At 41.1% G+C, this 15,535-nt stretch carries 17 protein-coding genes and 1 pseudogene; 12 read left to right on the top strand and 6 right to left on the bottom strand.

Annotation, left to right across the window (positions count from 1 at the left end):
• The first annotated feature begins 68 nt into the window (after positions 1 to 68).
• Positions 69 to 965 (top strand): lipoyl synthase, encoded by an 897-nt coding sequence (gene lipA, locus QFZ72_RS05415; protein ID WP_307430428.1) that lies wholly within the window; start codon positions 69 to 71, stop codon positions 963 to 965.
• Between the two features lie 149 nt (positions 966 to 1,114).
• Here the strand turns inward: lipA and QFZ72_RS05420 are convergent, their stop codons facing one another.
• Positions 1,115 to 1,768, bottom strand: a complete 654-nt coding sequence (locus QFZ72_RS05420) for a YhcN/YlaJ family sporulation lipoprotein (protein WP_307430431.1) — start codon at positions 1,766 to 1,768, stop codon at positions 1,115 to 1,117.
• Positions 1,769 to 1,881: 113 nt separating this feature from the next.
• Between QFZ72_RS05420 and QFZ72_RS05425 the strand changes: the two genes are divergently transcribed.
• Positions 1,882 to 2,157, top strand: coding sequence for a YutD family protein (locus QFZ72_RS05425; protein ID WP_070877943.1), 276 nt, complete (start codon positions 1,882 to 1,884; stop codon positions 2,155 to 2,157).
• Between the two features lie 24 nt (positions 2,158 to 2,181).
• On the opposite strand, the gene QFZ72_RS05430 is transcribed toward QFZ72_RS05425, so the two are convergent.
• On the bottom strand, positions 2,182 to 2,469 hold the full coding sequence (locus tag QFZ72_RS05430; RefSeq protein ID WP_307430434.1) for a cytosolic protein: 288 nt from the start codon (positions 2,467 to 2,469) through the stop codon (positions 2,182 to 2,184).
• A 197-nt stretch (positions 2,470 to 2,666) separates the two neighbouring features.
• Positions 2,667 to 2,933 (bottom strand): DUF3055 domain-containing protein, encoded by a 267-nt coding sequence (locus tag QFZ72_RS05435; protein WP_307430437.1) that lies wholly within the window; start codon positions 2,931 to 2,933, stop codon positions 2,667 to 2,669.
• A gap of 200 nt (positions 2,934 to 3,133) precedes the next feature.
• Between QFZ72_RS05435 and QFZ72_RS05440 the strand changes: the two genes are divergently transcribed.
• Together QFZ72_RS05440 and QFZ72_RS05445 are read left to right on the top strand one after the other, a co-directional pair.
• Positions 3,134 to 3,571 (top strand): DUF86 domain-containing protein, encoded by a 438-nt coding sequence (locus QFZ72_RS05440; RefSeq protein WP_307430440.1) that lies wholly within the window; start codon positions 3,134 to 3,136, stop codon positions 3,569 to 3,571.
• Positions 3,572 to 3,654: 83 nt separating this feature from the next.
• A complete protein-coding gene (locus tag QFZ72_RS05445) occupies positions 3,655 to 4,425 on the top strand; it encodes a TIGR01457 family HAD-type hydrolase (protein WP_307430443.1) in 771 nt (256 codons plus the stop codon).
• Between the two features lie 434 nt (positions 4,426 to 4,859).
• Here QFZ72_RS05445 and QFZ72_RS05450 read toward each other — a convergent pair whose 3' ends face one another.
• Entirely contained in the window at positions 4,860 to 5,360 is a 501-nt protein-coding gene (locus QFZ72_RS05450; RefSeq protein ID WP_307430446.1) for a phosphatidylglycerophosphatase A family protein, read from the bottom strand.
• A gap of 165 nt (positions 5,361 to 5,525) precedes the next feature.
• On the opposite strand from QFZ72_RS05450, the gene yutH reads away from it, so the two are divergent.
• The 7 genes from yutH to QFZ72_RS05485 all read left to right on the top strand — a co-directional run bounded on the left by yutH (position 5,526) and on the right by QFZ72_RS05485 (position 13,528).
• Positions 5,526 to 6,524: a spore coat putative kinase YutH gene (gene yutH / locus QFZ72_RS05455; RefSeq protein WP_373464660.1), complete on the top strand. Its 999-nt coding sequence runs from the start codon at positions 5,526 to 5,528 to the stop codon at positions 6,522 to 6,524.
• A 61-nt stretch (positions 6,525 to 6,585) separates the two neighbouring features.
• Positions 6,586 to 7,551 (top strand): 2-hydroxyacid dehydrogenase, encoded by a 966-nt coding sequence (locus QFZ72_RS05460; protein WP_307430453.1) that lies wholly within the window; start codon positions 6,586 to 6,588, stop codon positions 7,549 to 7,551.
• A gap of 51 nt (positions 7,552 to 7,602) precedes the next feature.
• On the top strand, positions 7,603 to 7,776 hold the full coding sequence (locus tag QFZ72_RS05465; RefSeq protein ID WP_307430456.1) for a hypothetical protein: 174 nt from the start codon (positions 7,603 to 7,605) through the stop codon (positions 7,774 to 7,776).
• Between the two features lie 294 nt (positions 7,777 to 8,070).
• The gene (locus QFZ72_RS05470) at positions 8,071 to 9,369 is read left to right on the top strand and encodes a homoserine dehydrogenase (RefSeq protein ID WP_307430459.1); all 1,299 of its coding nucleotides are present in this window, start codon (positions 8,071 to 8,073) and stop codon (positions 9,367 to 9,369) included.
• Positions 9,369 to 10,427, top strand: a complete 1,059-nt coding sequence (gene thrC / locus QFZ72_RS05475; RefSeq protein ID WP_307439598.1) for a threonine synthase — start codon at positions 9,369 to 9,371, stop codon at positions 10,425 to 10,427. Before QFZ72_RS05470 ends, thrC begins: the two co-directional genes overlap by 1 nt.
• Entirely contained in the window at positions 10,424 to 11,359 is a 936-nt protein-coding gene (gene thrB, locus QFZ72_RS05480) for a homoserine kinase (protein WP_307439599.1), read from the top strand. The genes thrC and thrB overlap by 4 nt, the downstream gene beginning before the upstream one ends.
• A 180-nt stretch (positions 11,360 to 11,539) precedes the next feature.
• Positions 11,540 to 13,528, top strand: a complete 1,989-nt coding sequence (locus QFZ72_RS05485) for a S9 family peptidase (RefSeq protein ID WP_307430462.1) — start codon at positions 11,540 to 11,542, stop codon at positions 13,526 to 13,528.
• A 46-nt stretch (positions 13,529 to 13,574) separates the two neighbouring features.
• On the opposite strand, the gene QFZ72_RS05490 is transcribed toward QFZ72_RS05485, so the two are convergent.
• Positions 13,575 to 13,796, bottom strand: coding sequence for a NifU family protein (locus QFZ72_RS05490; RefSeq protein ID WP_101568137.1), 222 nt, complete (start codon positions 13,794 to 13,796; stop codon positions 13,575 to 13,577).
• 219 nt (positions 13,797 to 14,015) lie between these two features.
• Between QFZ72_RS05490 and QFZ72_RS05495 the strand changes: the two are divergent.
• Positions 14,016 to 14,340, top strand: a pseudogene (locus tag QFZ72_RS05495) (YuzD family protein).
• 428 nt (positions 14,341 to 14,768) lie between these two features.
• On the opposite strand, the gene QFZ72_RS05500 reads toward QFZ72_RS05495, so the two are convergent.
• A complete protein-coding gene (locus tag QFZ72_RS05500) occupies positions 14,769 to 15,491 on the bottom strand; it encodes an HAD family hydrolase (RefSeq protein ID WP_307430465.1) in 723 nt (240 codons plus the stop codon).
• Positions 15,492 to 15,535 lie beyond the last annotated feature (44 nt).

Here is a 15,535-nt window from a genome sequence, read left to right on the forward strand (position 1 = left end):
TCCTTTTATGCTGATAAATCGCAGAAAACACAGAGGAATACTTATAATACATACTGGAGATGATTCAGATGGCTAAGAAAGAAGAATACCTGAGAAAGCCGGATTGGCTAAAAATAAAATTGAACACCAATGAAAATTACACAGGCTTGAAAAAAATGATGCGCGAGAACAACCTTCACACCGTTTGTGAAGAAGCAAAATGTCCTAATATTCATGAATGCTGGGCAGTAAGACGCACAGCGACATTTATGATTCTTGGCGATGTGTGCACTCGTGCATGCCGTTTCTGTGCAGTAAAAACTGGCTTGCCAAACGAGCTTGATTTGAAAGAGCCGGAACGTGTAGGAGATTCAGTAGCACTAATGAACTTAAAACATGCTGTTATTACAGCTGTTGCAAGAGATGATCTCCGTGACGGAGGAGCGAATGTATTTGCTGAGACAGTCCGCGCTGTACGCCGCAAAAACCCGTTTACCTCTATAGAAGTCCTTCCATCTGATATGGGCGGGGTTGAAGAAAACTTAAAAACGCTTATGGACGCAAGACCAGACATTCTAAACCATAACATTGAAACAGTAAAACGTTTGACTCCAAGAGTTCGCGCACGTGCAAAATATGATCGTTCCCTCGAATTCTTACGCCGCGCTAAAGAAATGCAGCCTGATATTCCTACAAAATCAAGCTTAATGATCGGCCTTGGCGAAACGAAAGAAGAAATTATCGAAACAATGGATGATTTACGTGCAAATAATGTAGACATTATGACAATCGGCCAATACTTGCAGCCTTCAAAAAAGCATCTTAAAGTATTGAAATATTACACACCTGAGGAATTTGAAGAGCTTCGTGAAATTGCAATGAGCAAAGGCTTCAGCCACTGTGAAGCTGGCCCGCTCGTACGTTCTTCATACCATGCAGATGAGCAGGTTAATGCAGCAACAAAAGCAAGACAAGCACAGGCGTAACTAAAAAACACCCGCATCTTTGATGCGGGTGCTTTTTATTTGCGGGCAGCCCCCTCGGCCAGAACAAATTCCCTCAGGAAAGTCAAACCCGGACTTTTCGGGTGAATTCTTATCTGTCTGCCCGAGTCTGCCCAGTCGATTCCGCTTTTCTATTTATACCTAGTCTGCTCGTAGTTATCCTTCATATCCTGATCAAGGTTTTCGTTTGTTTCACCGTAGCCTTCTCCGTTTGCGTTTTCACCTTTGTTTAGTTTGCGGCCTTGTGGTGATTTCAGCATTTCTTTTTTTGTATTATTGATGATTTGATCAATATCTCTGTTGTTTGGATCAAGGCCTGAGTACCCTTCAATTTGCTTAATCATTTCAGGATTATCTGAAAGGTATACATGGTAGTATCTTGGAACGACAGAAATCGCGGTTTTTTTCACTTGATCGGCTGTTTCATTTCGATTTTTAGAATCGGTCTGATAGGCGATCAGTACTTCTTCATCGGTTACGAGCGTAGCAACATCCTGAATATTGGGAAGCTGGACAATTAAGCTTGAAATGGCATTAGCCACCTTTTGGTGATCTATACCCGGTACTTTGTTGTAATCTTCGTCTTCGGCCAGATTGCTCTTTACATGACGGACATAGCCAAAATCGGATGAATGATTGTCTTTACCGTTTTCTATGCCGTTTTCATTTTTTACATTAACGGTATTGCCGCCATCTTCAAATAACTCATTTTCACTTGCAGTATTCTGGCATCCAGTTATGATGAACATACCTATCAAGGACGCCGTGAACGCGATTTTCTTCATCGCAAACACCTCCGTAACCTTAGGTTGACCAAAACAAACGCAATCTTTCTTAGCAATTGATGGGGAAATCGATTATGATAGTATTTAGACAGCTTTCATGCGAGGTGATAGTAGTGATTACGGTTCAAAATCATAGCTTTGAACTCATTAAGGACGAAAAGAATGGTTTCAATGAAGAGGCATTTAAAGCGCGTTACTCAGAAATCCTGAATAAGTATGATTATATCGTCGGGGACTGGGGCTATAACCAGCTTAGACTTAAAGGCTTTTTTGATGATCAAAATCAAAAAGCTTCCTATGACACAAAAATCAGCACCCTTGATGAATATATTTTTGAGTACTGCAATTTTGGATGTGCCCACTTTGTTTTAAAGAGAATAAAGAAATAAGCCGTGGGGAAAATCCACGGCTTATTATTTTGACGTATATGGAGGTTCTTCATTTTTCCCCGGGTCGTCGTGGGTAGGATGTGCTCCCGGATACTGCCTTGGCAGATTCTGATGCAGCGATTTAAACTCATAGTTATAAGCGCTGTAATACCGCTGACCCTCTTTCCACTCAGAGCTTTTGTTTTCGACAGGTTCATCCTTGCCCCGCGGTGCACCGTAAGGCCCCTCTGGAAAAATTTCCGCCAGGACCATATTTCTCATGTCTTCAACATTTGAAAAATCAGTATACTCCCGTTTTTCTTTATCATCCATTGTTTCACCTGCTTTTTTCGAGAGATAAGAAAGTAATATTCTGTGCATGGATGAAAAGCTGAATTGCCCAATTCCTCGGCCAGAACAAATCCGTCAAAAAAAATCAAACCCGGACTTTTCGCCGATCTGTCATCGTTGAACTAAACGGGCCATCCGCTTTTCTGACTTAGTTTACGATGGATGACCGTATCTTATCCTTACACCATTTCATACAAAAATTCCCTCAGCTCATTTGCTTCTTCTTCCTCAAGGCTGAAAGCATGCTCAATATATCCCGGTTCGTTTAAGTCATCTTCGCCGATAATCGCAAAACGGCTGCTCAATAAATTCAGTACAAGGTGTTTTCCATAATAACGGTCTGACTTAACAATGGCTAAATCAAAGCGGCTGTTTTCACCCATGAAGCTGACAAAGCGTGTTTTTGTTTCGATTGTATCATCATATAAATAAAATCTTTCGGACATGTTCATTTCCCCCTTGGACCAGATCATTTTATCTAATCATAGCAAACGTTTCACTTTATCGAAACAAGTTGTAAACATTTCGTTTTTCAGTGAAAGGAATTATTACGGGAATAAATTGAAATCAACCAAATTGTGATAAAATACAATTATTGAGCGGCTCATGCGTGCTGCACTTGAGAGAAAGTTGGGAGTGTCAAAAGATGTATTTTGTAGATCGCGAAAAAATCGAAGAAACCCTGGTTTATTTTGAAAAAAACCTTACTCTATTTTCAGAGCACAAAGAATGGAAAACTGACATCGAAGTGAAAGCGCTTGAACGTCTTGCCCAAATGATGATTGAAGCCATACTCGATACCGGAAACGCAATTATTGACGGTTTTATTATGAGAGACCCGGGGAGTTATGAGGATATTATCGATATTTTGCTCGATGAAAAAGTGGTTGCCGCCGCCGAAGCTGATGGACTGAAAGAAGTAATCGGTTTCCGTAAACAGCTCGTACAGGAGTATCTATTCATCGATCACACTGCACTTACAGATATCTTGAAAAAACAGTTGGTTGTGCTTGACGGTTTTCCTTCCCGCGTAAGAGCTTATCTGGAAAATGAACTTGGACCGGTTTCTGCTTTTAGACATTAAAGAATAAACGTATTATAATAAATGGACGCTTTCTTTTTAAGAAGGCGTCTCATTTTTTTTACATAAAGCAAGGAGTGAGATGGATGAAGAAGTACAAAGGCTATTTAATTGACCTGGATGGAACCATGTATCGCGGCAAAGAGCGAATCGAAGAAGCAAGCGACTTCGTTAAATTATTAATAGAAAAAGGTATACCGTATTTATTTGTTACAAATAATTCATCAAGAACACCTCAGCAGGTAGCGGATAAATTAAATTCATTTGATATTCCTGCAGACGAGGATAAAGTATTTACAACAAGCCAGGCAACGGCAAATTTCATTCATGAGAAAAAAGCAGGTGCGACCGTTTATGTGATTGGAGAAGAAGGCATTCAGCAGGCATTGATCGAACGGGGCCTGAAGCTTGTTGATGAAAATCCTGATTTTGTCGTAACAGGGATAGACAGAGACATTACTTATGAAAAATTAGCATTGGGCTGTATTGCTGTTCGCAATGGCGCAACTTTTATCTCAACAAATGGCGATATCGCCATACCTACAGAACGCGGACTGCTCCCGGGCAACGGTTCATTAACATCGGTCATTGCGGTTTCTACAACCGTACAGCCGATTTTTATCGGTAAACCGGAAAGCATCATTATGAAACAGGCTTTAAAAGTACTGGGTACAGGCTTTGAAGATACGTTAATGGTTGGCGATAACTATGATACAGATATTAAAGCGGGCATGAATACAGGTTTGGACACTCTGCTTGTCCATACTGGAGTGACCCTGCGCGAGCATTTGCTGAATTATGAGGAAAAGCCAACTTATACGGTTGATTCATTGTCTGAGTGGTTTGATAAAATTTAAAGAAGCAGATAGCGCATCGGGTTTGATGCGCTTTTTTTATATTGTGGCAGCTAAAAATAAGGGAATATAAGCTAATAAATTAGCCAGCTAAAAAATTCGATTTCAGCTGAAAAAATTAGTAAAATGGCTCTAATAAGTCGATTTTCCGCATATAAAATGGCGATTTTCGCTATAAACTTTAATACGTATGCCGGCAGTGGTGTCCTGCTGCGGCGTTTAAACTTCCCTTTTAGAAAGGGGCGCCATATAACTTAAAAGCTCCTTATATGGCGGACCCTTTTCTGTCTGCCTGCGCTAACCAGGCGATTCCACATTTGGTGTTGTCTGGCTCCGCATCCTAACTTCTTGGTCAGAACAAATTCCCCGAAGAAGTCAAACCCGGATTTTCTGTAGAATTCTTATCTGCCTGCCTGAGCAGGCTCCGCTTTTCGTTATCATTCAGTATTCTTAGCCCGATGAGCAAGCCTGCTTGATGCTGCGGCTGCGATGGCTCCAATGATATCATCGAGATAGGTATGGACCATTCCGGATGATTTATCATTGAGGAATTTAAGGATTCCAGGTTTTTCTTTGTCGATATAGCCGTAGTTCGTAAATCCGATTGATCCATAGATGTTGACGATGGACAGGGCAATGATTTCATCAACCCCATAAAGGCTTTCATCACTTTCGATGATGGACTGAAGCGGTTCCTCAAGCATCTTTTTCTCCGCCAGAATATCTAATTGTATGCCGGTTAATATGGCATTTTGCACTTCTCTTTTTGATAATACTCGATCTATATTTTCCAAACATTGATCGATTGTTAATGAAGGATGATATTTGACTTGCAGAAAGTATACGAGTTCTGCGATATCTTCTACTTTTACTCCACGGTCCTGTATCCATTGTCTTGCTGTTTTTTCAACAATATCCATCTTCTCTTTTTCTTTCATCCATTTCACCCAATCTTCTTTTTACTATTTTACGCAAACGGTCTTCTGAATGTGTAATGAAAAATGTCAATCATTAAAAAGTGTTTAACTTAGGAACCAAAATATACATAAATGAGCAAACTTGCGATTACGATAGGGTAAGGACTTTTATATATGGGGGAGAAACTGGTGGAAAAATTGATACGGGAACAATATGGACTTAGAGTGGCAGAGACATTCAGAGTAGGTAATTATGATGCTTTCTCATATCATCAGCATGTCTATTTGATGGTCCCGCTGGCACATATAGACGATGAAGAGCTTTATGAACTGTATAATATGAGTCAATTTCTGCTTGAACGCGGGGACCCGTTTGTGGCGGTTTTTTTGTTAACGAAGCAAGGGAATTTATATATAGAATGGGAAAAAAGGAAATATGGAATTCTGAAAACCTCTTATGTTCCAAGTGAGCGGGTGTTTCAGGTGGGCAGAGAACTTGCACGATTTCACCAAAAAGCCAGGAGCTATCCCTATCAGGTGTCAAAGATAAGCAGAATCGGCCAATGGAAGGTGCTTTGGGAAAAGCGCACAGATCAGCTTGAGGGGTTTTGGAGAGGAAAAGTCCGTTCGCAGCCGCTTGATTCTTTTGAAAAAATGTTCGCTGAATCCTTTCCATATTATATGGGCCTTGCCGAAAATGCTATTCAATACTTAGTAGACACAGAACTTGACGATGAGCCTCAGCCCATAGATTCAGCAACTGTCTGTCATCACAGATTCTATTCGGATACATGGAGATCATCAGGACTTGTCAAAATTCCGACTGATTGGGTGTTTGATCACTGCAGCAGAGATATTGCCGAATATTTAAGAAACCAATTTTTTGAACATCCCGATACTCTCCGCCAGGATGGATTTTTACTTTTAGATGAGTATGACCGGACAACGCCGCTCTCGTCTTTTTCATGGAGACTCATTTACAGCCGCCTGCTTCTGCCGATTCATTATTTTGAATGCATTGAAGATTATTATTTATCATCAGAAACAGATAAACCCTATTATGAGGCAAAGCTTTCGGAAATGCTCAAGACTTCCTCCAAATACGAAGGATTCCTGAAATCCTATGCACAATTACTGTCCATGCGGACGAAAAAAATCTATTTGCCTGCTATACATTGGCTTTAGAGCCTGTTCAATCCTCTCACACCTAATGTTAAGATAAAAGAAAAGGGAAAAGGGTGAGAGGATGAAAATACCAAAAATATTCATAACACGAAAATGTCCTGAAGAAAGATTGGAAGCGCTTAAGAATTTAGGTGAAGTGCAGATGTGGGATAAAGAGGATGAGCCATGTCCAAGGGACCTGCTGCTTGAAAAAGCAAAAGAAGCAGATGCGCTCTTGACGATGCTTTCCGACCAGGTTGACGAGGAGCTGCTTAACAAAGCAGAGAACGTAAAAGTCATTTCAAACCTTGCTGTAGGATACGACAATATTAATCTTGACTATGCGAAGCAAAAAAATGTGATCATCACAAACACACCTGATGTTTTAACAGATACAACAGCTGACCTCACATTTGCCCTCATCCTCGCTGCTGCCAGGCGGGTCATTGAAGCGGCAGACTATGTGAAGGGAGGGAAATGGACAAGCTGGAGCCCTCTTTTGCTTGCTGGAGCAGATGTTCATCATAAAACGATTGGGATTGTCGGCATGGGGAAAATAGGCCAGGCTGTGGCAAAACGGGCAAAAGGATTTGACATGAACATTCTATATCATAATCGGTCTAGAGATTACGATGCTGAAAATAAATTGGAGGCAGTTTATAAAAGCCTGGATGAACTGCTGGCACAATCGGATTTTGTAGTCTGCATGACGCCTCTTACGAATGAAACGAAAAAGATGTTCAATGCTGACAGCTTCAGGAAAATGAAATCTTCAGCTATGTTTATTAATTCCTCGCGAGGCGGAACCGTTGTGGAAGAGGATTTGATAAAAGCCCTTGAGGAAGGTGAAATTGCGGGAGCGGGGTTGGATGTATTTGAAAATGAACCAATCAGCCCCGATCATCCGCTGTTAAAGCTTCCAAATACAGTTGCGCTCCCTCATATTGGCAGTGCAACGATTGAAACAAGATACGCTATGATCGATTGTTGTGTTCAGAATATCAAGTCGGTTTTAACAGGGAAGCCTCCCATTACGCCATTAAATTAGATTACTGTTTTAAAGAACGGGGTATAGTGTTCTAAAACGGGAGGTTTCACAATGAACAGTTTTTTAGTGCAGTATACAGATAAAGAAACAATGGAGAGGATCTTTGATGGTCCCATTTTCCCAACGGAGGAAGAAGCCATGCTTGAAAAAGAAAAGCTTGAGCGCAAAGGACACATTGATGTAATAGTAGAAAACGAAAATGATATACAGCTTGACCGCGAATAGAAAAAGACGTGCGATTTACCGCACGTCTTTTTATTTTGCATCAAAATTTTTATAGTTTTAAGCGACTGATCTTAAGAGCTTGGATCCTTGATCAGATCGGATCTGATACATATTTTTATTTTCCAAAAAATATAAACCCAGTATAATCAACGAAGAAAGCGATTACATGATAAATTACTGAAAATTCCTATTGATAAGCAATGGCACACTGTTTATAATGACAATAATAGAAAATGTCTATCATACATATACAAATGTATTTCTAAGAAGGACATCAAGGGAGTGGATAAATTCATGAAAGCAATTCAAGTTGGTTTATTGGGACTAGGTACAGTCGGAACCGGTGTAGTGAAAATTATTAACGATCACCAGGATAAATTGATGCACCAGGTAGGCTGTCCAGTTAAAGTGAAAAAGGTCCTAGTACAGGATATTGATAAAAAAAGACAGGTTGAATTCGGAAAAGAGCTTCTGACGAGAAACGCTGATGAAGTTATCCACGATCCTGATATAGATGTCATTATTGAAGTAATGGGCGGCATCGAGCATACAAAGGAATATATTCTTCAGGCTCTTCAGGCTAAAAAGCATGTAGTTACTGCGAATAAGGATCTTATGGCCGTCTATGGCACGGAGCTTTTAGATGCTGCAACAGAAAATGGCTGTGACCTATTTTATGAAGCAAGTGTTGCCGGCGGAATTCCGATTTTAAGAAGTTTAGTAGATGGACTTGCTTCAGACCGCATCAACAAAATGATGGGAATCGTGAACGGAACAACGAATTTCATCTTAACAAAAATGAGCAAACAGGGAAGTCCGTATGCAGAAGTGCTGAAAGAAGCCCAGGATCTTGGCTATGCTGAGTCGGATCCTACTGCGGACGTAGAAGGCCTGGATGCTGCGCGCAAAATGGCGATTCTCGCACGTCTCGGTTTTTCAATGCACGTAGATTTAGAGGATGTAAGTGTTAAAGGGATCAGTGAAGTAACGGATGAGGACATCAGCTACAGCAAGAGACTTGGGTATACAATGAAGCTGATCGGCATCGCCAACCGCAACCATAATAAAGTCGAAGTCAGTGTACAGCCGACACTGCTGCCCGATTATCATCCATTGGCATCGGTTAACAACGAATATAATGCTGTATATGTGTACGGAGAAGCTGTAGGAGAAACGATGTTCTACGGTCCGGGTGCAGGAAGCCTGCCGACTGCAACAGCTGTTGTTTCTGATCTAGTAGGCGTCATGAAAAATATGAGACTTGGAGTGAATGGACGAAGCGCAGTGCTTCCTCAATTTGAAAAAGCATTGAAGCAGAGCGATGAAATCTATGCCCAGCATTTCCTTCGGATTCATGTGAAAGATCAGGTGGGGGCATTTTCAACAATTACTTCCTTGTTCTCAGAACGCGGGGTCAGCTTTGAGAAAATTCTGCAGCTTCCGCTAAAAAACAGCAATCTGGCAGAAATTGTAATTGTCACGCATCAGGCATCAAACAAAGACTTTGATGAGATTCTTTCAAACCTGCTTGATCTTGAAGTCGTACAGGGCATTAAAAGCTCATATCGCGTAGAAGGGAACGGTTACTCATGATGTGGAAAGGTCTCTTGAATCAATACCGGAATTACTTACCCGTAAATGACAAAACACCTTTACTTACTCTGAACGAGGGAAATACCCCTCTTGTTTTTTTACCAACTCTCTCAGAGCAGTTAGGGCTTGAGCTGTATGCAAAAACAGAAGGCGCCAATCCGACAGGCTCCTTTAAAGACAGAGGAATGGTAATGGCTGTTGCAAAAGCAAAAGAAGAAGGCAGTGATACAGTCATCTGTGCTTCTACGGGAAATACATCCGCTGCAGCAGCTGCCTATGCAGCCAGAGCGAAAATGCGCTGTATTATTGTCATTCCTGACGGGAAGATTGCGTTTGGAAAACTGGCACAGGCAGTGATGTACGGAGCTGAAATCATCGCTATAAAGGGAAATTTCGATCAGGCGCTGACAATGGTCCGCAGCATGTCTGAGAAGCTTCCTATTACTCTTGTAAACTCTGTGAACCCTTACAGGCTTGAAGGGCAAAAAACAGCTGCATTCGAGCTTTGCGACGCATTGGGAGCAGCTCCAGATATTCTGGCAATCCCTGTCGGCAATGCCGGAAACATTTCTGCGTATTGGAAGGGCTTTTTAGAATATGACAGCATTCATCAGACTGGCCTCCCGCAAATGAACGGCTTTGAAGCAGAGGGAGCAGCTGCCATTGTGCGCAATCAAGTAATTGAAAATCCTGAAACGATTGCAACTGCCATTCGGATCGGCAACCCGGCAAGCTGGGACAAAGCTGTTCATGCAGCTGAGCAGTCAAACGGCTTTATTGATGAAGTAACAGACGCGGAGATTATTGAAGCCTATCAGCTTTTAGCAAAGACTGAAGGCATTTTTGCAGAGCCTGCTTCATGCGCTTCCATTGCAGGATTAATAAAGAGCGTGAAGAAGGGCGTTTATCAAAAGGGAGCTAAAGCCGTTGCTGTTTTAACAGGAAATGGATTAAAAGATCCAAACGTAGCTGTTGATCTCTCTGAAATCAAACCAATCGTGCTTCCTAACGATGAACTTGCCGTTATGGAGCAGCTTAAGGGAGTGGGTGCATGGTGAAGGAAGGCGACATGTTAAAGATAAAAGTTCCCGGAAGCACGGCGAACATTGGACCTGGCTTTGATTCTGTCGGTCTTGCTGTAAATCGTTATCTGGAACTGAGGGTTACTCCTGCTGAAACATGGTCTTTTATTCCGTTAAACGAGGAAATGCTCACTATCCCAAGAGATGAAGAAAACCTCATTTATCAAGTTGCAAAAAGAGTGGCATCATCTTATGAATCTTTCCTGCCCGGCTGTACAGTTGAGGTATGGAGCGATATTCCTATGGCACGGGGGTTAGGGAGCAGTGCAGCTGCTATCGTGGCGGGAGTGGAGCTTGCAAATGAATTATGCTCTTTAAAGTTAAGCATGAAAGAAAAGCTGCATCTGGCCAGTATTATTGAGGGCCACCCGGATAATGCAGGAGCATCTTTGTACGGAGGATTAGTAGTGGGGCTTCATCAGGAGCAAGAAACAGAATTGGTAGCCGTTCATGAAGTCGACGTAGATCTAGTTGCAGTTGTTCCTCCATACAAGCTGTATACAAAAGATGCCCGCGACGTCCTTCCCGGTTATTTGGAATACAGCGGGGCAGTAGAGGCAAGCGCAGTCAGCAATGTTTTGGTAGCAGCTGTTCTGTCAAACAACTGGCCGCTTGCAGGGAAAATGATGCAAAAAGATTTATTTCACCAGCCGTATCGCGGTACTTTGATTAAGGAGCTTTCGAAAGTACAGAAAGCAGCTATGGATGCAGGTGCATATGGCGCGGCTCTCAGCGGTGCTGGGCCTACTGTCTTGGCATTTACGGCTAAAGGGAAAGGGAAAACACTCGCTAAACTGCTTAAAGCGCAATTTCCTAAATGTGAAGTTGAAGAGCTGACACCAGTATTAGAGGGATCAAAGGTTTATTATGAAGCCCGTTCTGGACAAGTTCGGGATTCGATTGGATAGGGCATTCTCTTGTGAGGATGCTTTTTTTGTTTTGAGAGGCTGATCAGCCTGAGTTTTGGATGTTTCTGTTCAATTTCAAAATTTATCTATTTTAAGCCGCTTCAGAAGGAAATTTATTTAGCTTGTCGAAATAAATAGAATAACGGAAAAAATTCAAGGGAAAGTATGGTGTTGATCAAAATGGAAAGTGTAAAGCAAAAGAGAGGGATGACAGCTGAAGACTTATACAAGCTGAAGTCAGTCAACGATCCTCAAGTTTCACCGTGCGGTACAAAAGCCGTTTACGTTCAAACGTCAATTCACGAAGAAAAACATCAATACATATCAAATCTATTTTTAACAGACTTAGAAAAGAATATTTCCAGTCAATGGACATATGGTGAAGGTAAAAATATTTCTCCGAGATGGTCTCCTGATGGCAGCCGCCTTGCTTTTATATCAGATCGGAGTGGAAAGAATCAGCTGTTTCTCATGTCAGCATCTGGCGGGGAGGCTAAAGCACTCACAAGAGAACATTTATCTGTCTCACAGCCTGTCTGGAGTCCCGATGGCAAGAAAATACTTGCAGCTATTACTTTGGCGCCAGAGGACAAATTAGACAAAGAGGATAGGGATGAGAAAAAGCTGCCAGAGCCGCTCGTAGTTGAGGATATGAGGTACAAGTCTGATGCAGCCGGTTTTGTAAAGAACCGTAAAAGGCAGCTTGCGATTGTGGATGTGAAAACAGGGGAGCTTGAACTTATCGGTTCAAGAGAATTTGATTATAACGATGGAGCCTGGTCCCCGGATGGGAAAGCGATTGCGTTTACTTCGAATATGACGGACGATCCTGATCAAACTTTAATCTCAGACGTTTTTATTCTATCTTTAGAAACTAATGAGCAGCAGCAGCTGACAAACAGCAATGGTTTCTTTGGCAATCTATCCTGGTCGCCGGATGGAAGCTATCTATCTTTTCTTGGTCATGAAAAAGAATTCCAAAGTGCGACTTTCTCAAAAATTTGGCTTTACAGAATGGAAACAGAAGAGTTATCGTGCTATTCAGCTGACTGGGACGTTCACATCAGTGATGCCGTTGTAGCGGATTTTATATCTGGAAGTGTGAATCCAGGTCTTATTTGGACAGAGGACAGCCAGGGGTTTTACTTTATTTTAACCGATCAGGGCAATACGGGTGTCTATTATGGATCGCTTGAAGGACAGACCTTGCCGGTAAGGTTTGAACAGGAGCATGTGTACGAGTTATCGGTTCACCCTGGCAGTCATACTGCAGTTCTTGGAATCAGTTGTCCTGATCATCCTGGTGACCTGTATTTCTTTGATTTCAGCACAGGGGAAAATCGTCAGCTTACAAATGTAAATGATGAATTTTTACAGGAAATCGAGCTCGCTGTACCTGAAGCAATTAAGTGGAATGCAGAAGATGGACTTGAGCTTCACGGGTGGATCATGAAGCCGGTTGGATTTAAGGAAAGCGAAAAATACCCGCTCGTTCTTGAAATACATGGCGGTCCGCACGCCATGTATGCCAACACTTATTTCCATGAGTTTCAGATGCTTGCATCAAGCGGGAAAGCCGTCCTCTATACAAATCCGCGGGGAAGCCATGGATATGGACAGCATTTTGTTGATCAGGTGCGCGGTGATTATGGAGGAAGCGACTATACCGATTTAATGAGTGCGGTGGATTATGCTCTTGAAAGCTATGATTATATTGATAAAGATCGATTAGGTGTAACTGGAGGCAGCTATGGCGGGTTTATGACAAACTGGATTGTCGGTCATACAAACCGGTTTAAAGCAGCTGTTACACAGCGTTCAATCAGCAACTGGATCAGCTTCTACGGAGTGAGTGATATCGGCTATTACTTTACAGAGTGGGAAATCGGCGGCAATCTGATCGATGATTTTGATAAACTGTGGCAGCACTCGCCGTTAAAATATGTCACAAACGTAGAAACGCCTCTATTGATTCTTCATGGCGAAAAAGACTACCGCTGTCCTGTAGAGCAGGCTGAGCAGCTTTATATCGCTTTAAAGCGCCTGAAAAAAGAAACAAAACTCGTGCGCTTTCCAGAGGCGAATCATGAATTATCCAGAAGCGGGCATCCTAAGCTTAGGATCGACCGGTTAAATCATATAAAAAATTGGTTCAGCGAATATTTATAAACATAAAAAAAGATGGTGAGCGGGCTCACCATCTTTTCATTTTGCATTAGAATACTTGTTCTACCTCTACAACACCCGGTACTTCTTCAAGAAGAGCGCGTTCAATCCCTGCTTTAAGTGTGATTGTTGAACTTGGGCAGCTGCCGCAGGCTCCTAAAAGGCGTAATTTTACGATGCCGTCTTCTACATCTACTAGTTCACAATCCCCGCCATCACGAAGCAAGAATGGGCGTAATTTATCTAATACTTCCTGTACTTGTTCTACCATTTGAGTTTCTGTTGTCAACTTAATCGACTCCTTCCTTATCCTGCTATTATATTCAAATAAACGCTGAAAATCTATTCATATGATTGAAGTAAAATCTGTTAATGTCACTATTTTAACATATTCCGCGGCGAATAAAAATGGATACTTTCAGCATATAAGTTTTCATGGAAAAAAAACGCTTCCTCCCTTACAATGAAACTTAAGAAAAGGGGGAATACGATGAAAAAACAAGTGGAAGTGTGTATATATGGAGCTGAAGTATTATGCCCAAGCTGTGTAAATCTTCCCTCATCAAAAGAAACATATGAATGGCTGGAAGCAGCAATTTCAAGGAAATTCCCGAAGCAGCAGTTTAAAATAGAATATGTTGATGTATTTTCGCCTCAAGACAATCCAGAAAAAAAGAGTTTTGCGGGAGAAAATCGCAAATGATGAGTATTTTTACCCTTTGGTTGTTATTAATGGAGTGGTAGTAGGAGAAGGCAATCCGAAATTGAAAACAATTTATGCGGAAATGGAGAAGCATGGGTATGTTTCTGCTTAATCATTTAACGTGCAAGTGCAGCTTGCTGAAAATGTTTTTTTATAATTAGAACAAATAATAAACTGAATGATTCAAGGTCTGGGCGCTCACCCCATAAAAAATCCCTCAGATTAAAGAAAAAACGCAAGGCATCTCATTGCCTTGCGTTTTTCTTATCCATTATGGTATTTGTAACGGTGCACTCCGAGGCCAGCATAAACGCTTTCGTTTTTGCCATAGCTGCATTCGTGGCTCTTGTTATTAACTTATATGCAATCTGGAAAAACACTCATATAAGCAAAAAAGCTATAATCGGTTTTTATATTTAGGAATGAATACTTTTATTAACCATTTTTTTATTCTTATATATATATATCAAATAAAATGGGATTACTATTATGCTTTTTACGCACTTAAAGTATTATTTATAAGTTGGACATTGCCTGCTCTTAGATACGCTTATGAATCACATCAGGTACTTCTTGAAGTGAATTTAGTGTTAAAAAATCACTACTATGCTCAACGTTAACTTCAACAACGTTATATTGCCATTCTGATTCAGCTGGAATAAATATTGCATGGATATTCATTTCAAGTGCTGGGACAATATCAGTTCTTAATGAATTTCCCACCATCCATGTTACTTTAGGATCGGCATTAATTGTTTTTAAAATATCCGATAGAGCTGTTGTATCTTTATGTTCCGAAATAAAAATACGATGTTCAAAATATATAGCGAGTTCTAACTGGGCAATTTTCCTGCTTTGATTAGCCTCATCCCCCCCTGTGTGTAAATATAATTCATGTCCCTCTTCTTTTAAACGTTGTAGTGTTTCATTCATATATGGAATTGGTTCAACCGGAATATCAAATACCTTAAACCCCAATTCTCTTAGATATTGGATTTCGTCTTTTTTCTTTTCCCTCCCTGTTAGGTCACAAAAGTATTTATAAGTACCAACAAATGACTCGGGAAACCGTTCCGACTTTAAACCGTGCTGACTAATCGCTGTAACATCAATTTGAAGTTGTTTCTGTTTTATTTCTTCCTTGGTTATGGGGTCAAACCATGTGATCATTTGGTTAGCGAACTCACCTATTACTTGGTTAAAATATCTATTACAGTATGATAATGTATCGTCAAGGTTAAATAAAATGTTTTGCTTTTGCATTTTTTACCCCTTTCCAAGTATTTTAAGCTCTAACTATTGTCCCA

The organism is Bacillus sp. V2I10, assembly GCF_030817055.1.
Classification (GTDB): domain Bacteria; phylum Bacillota; class Bacilli; order Bacillales; family Bacillaceae; genus Bacillus_P.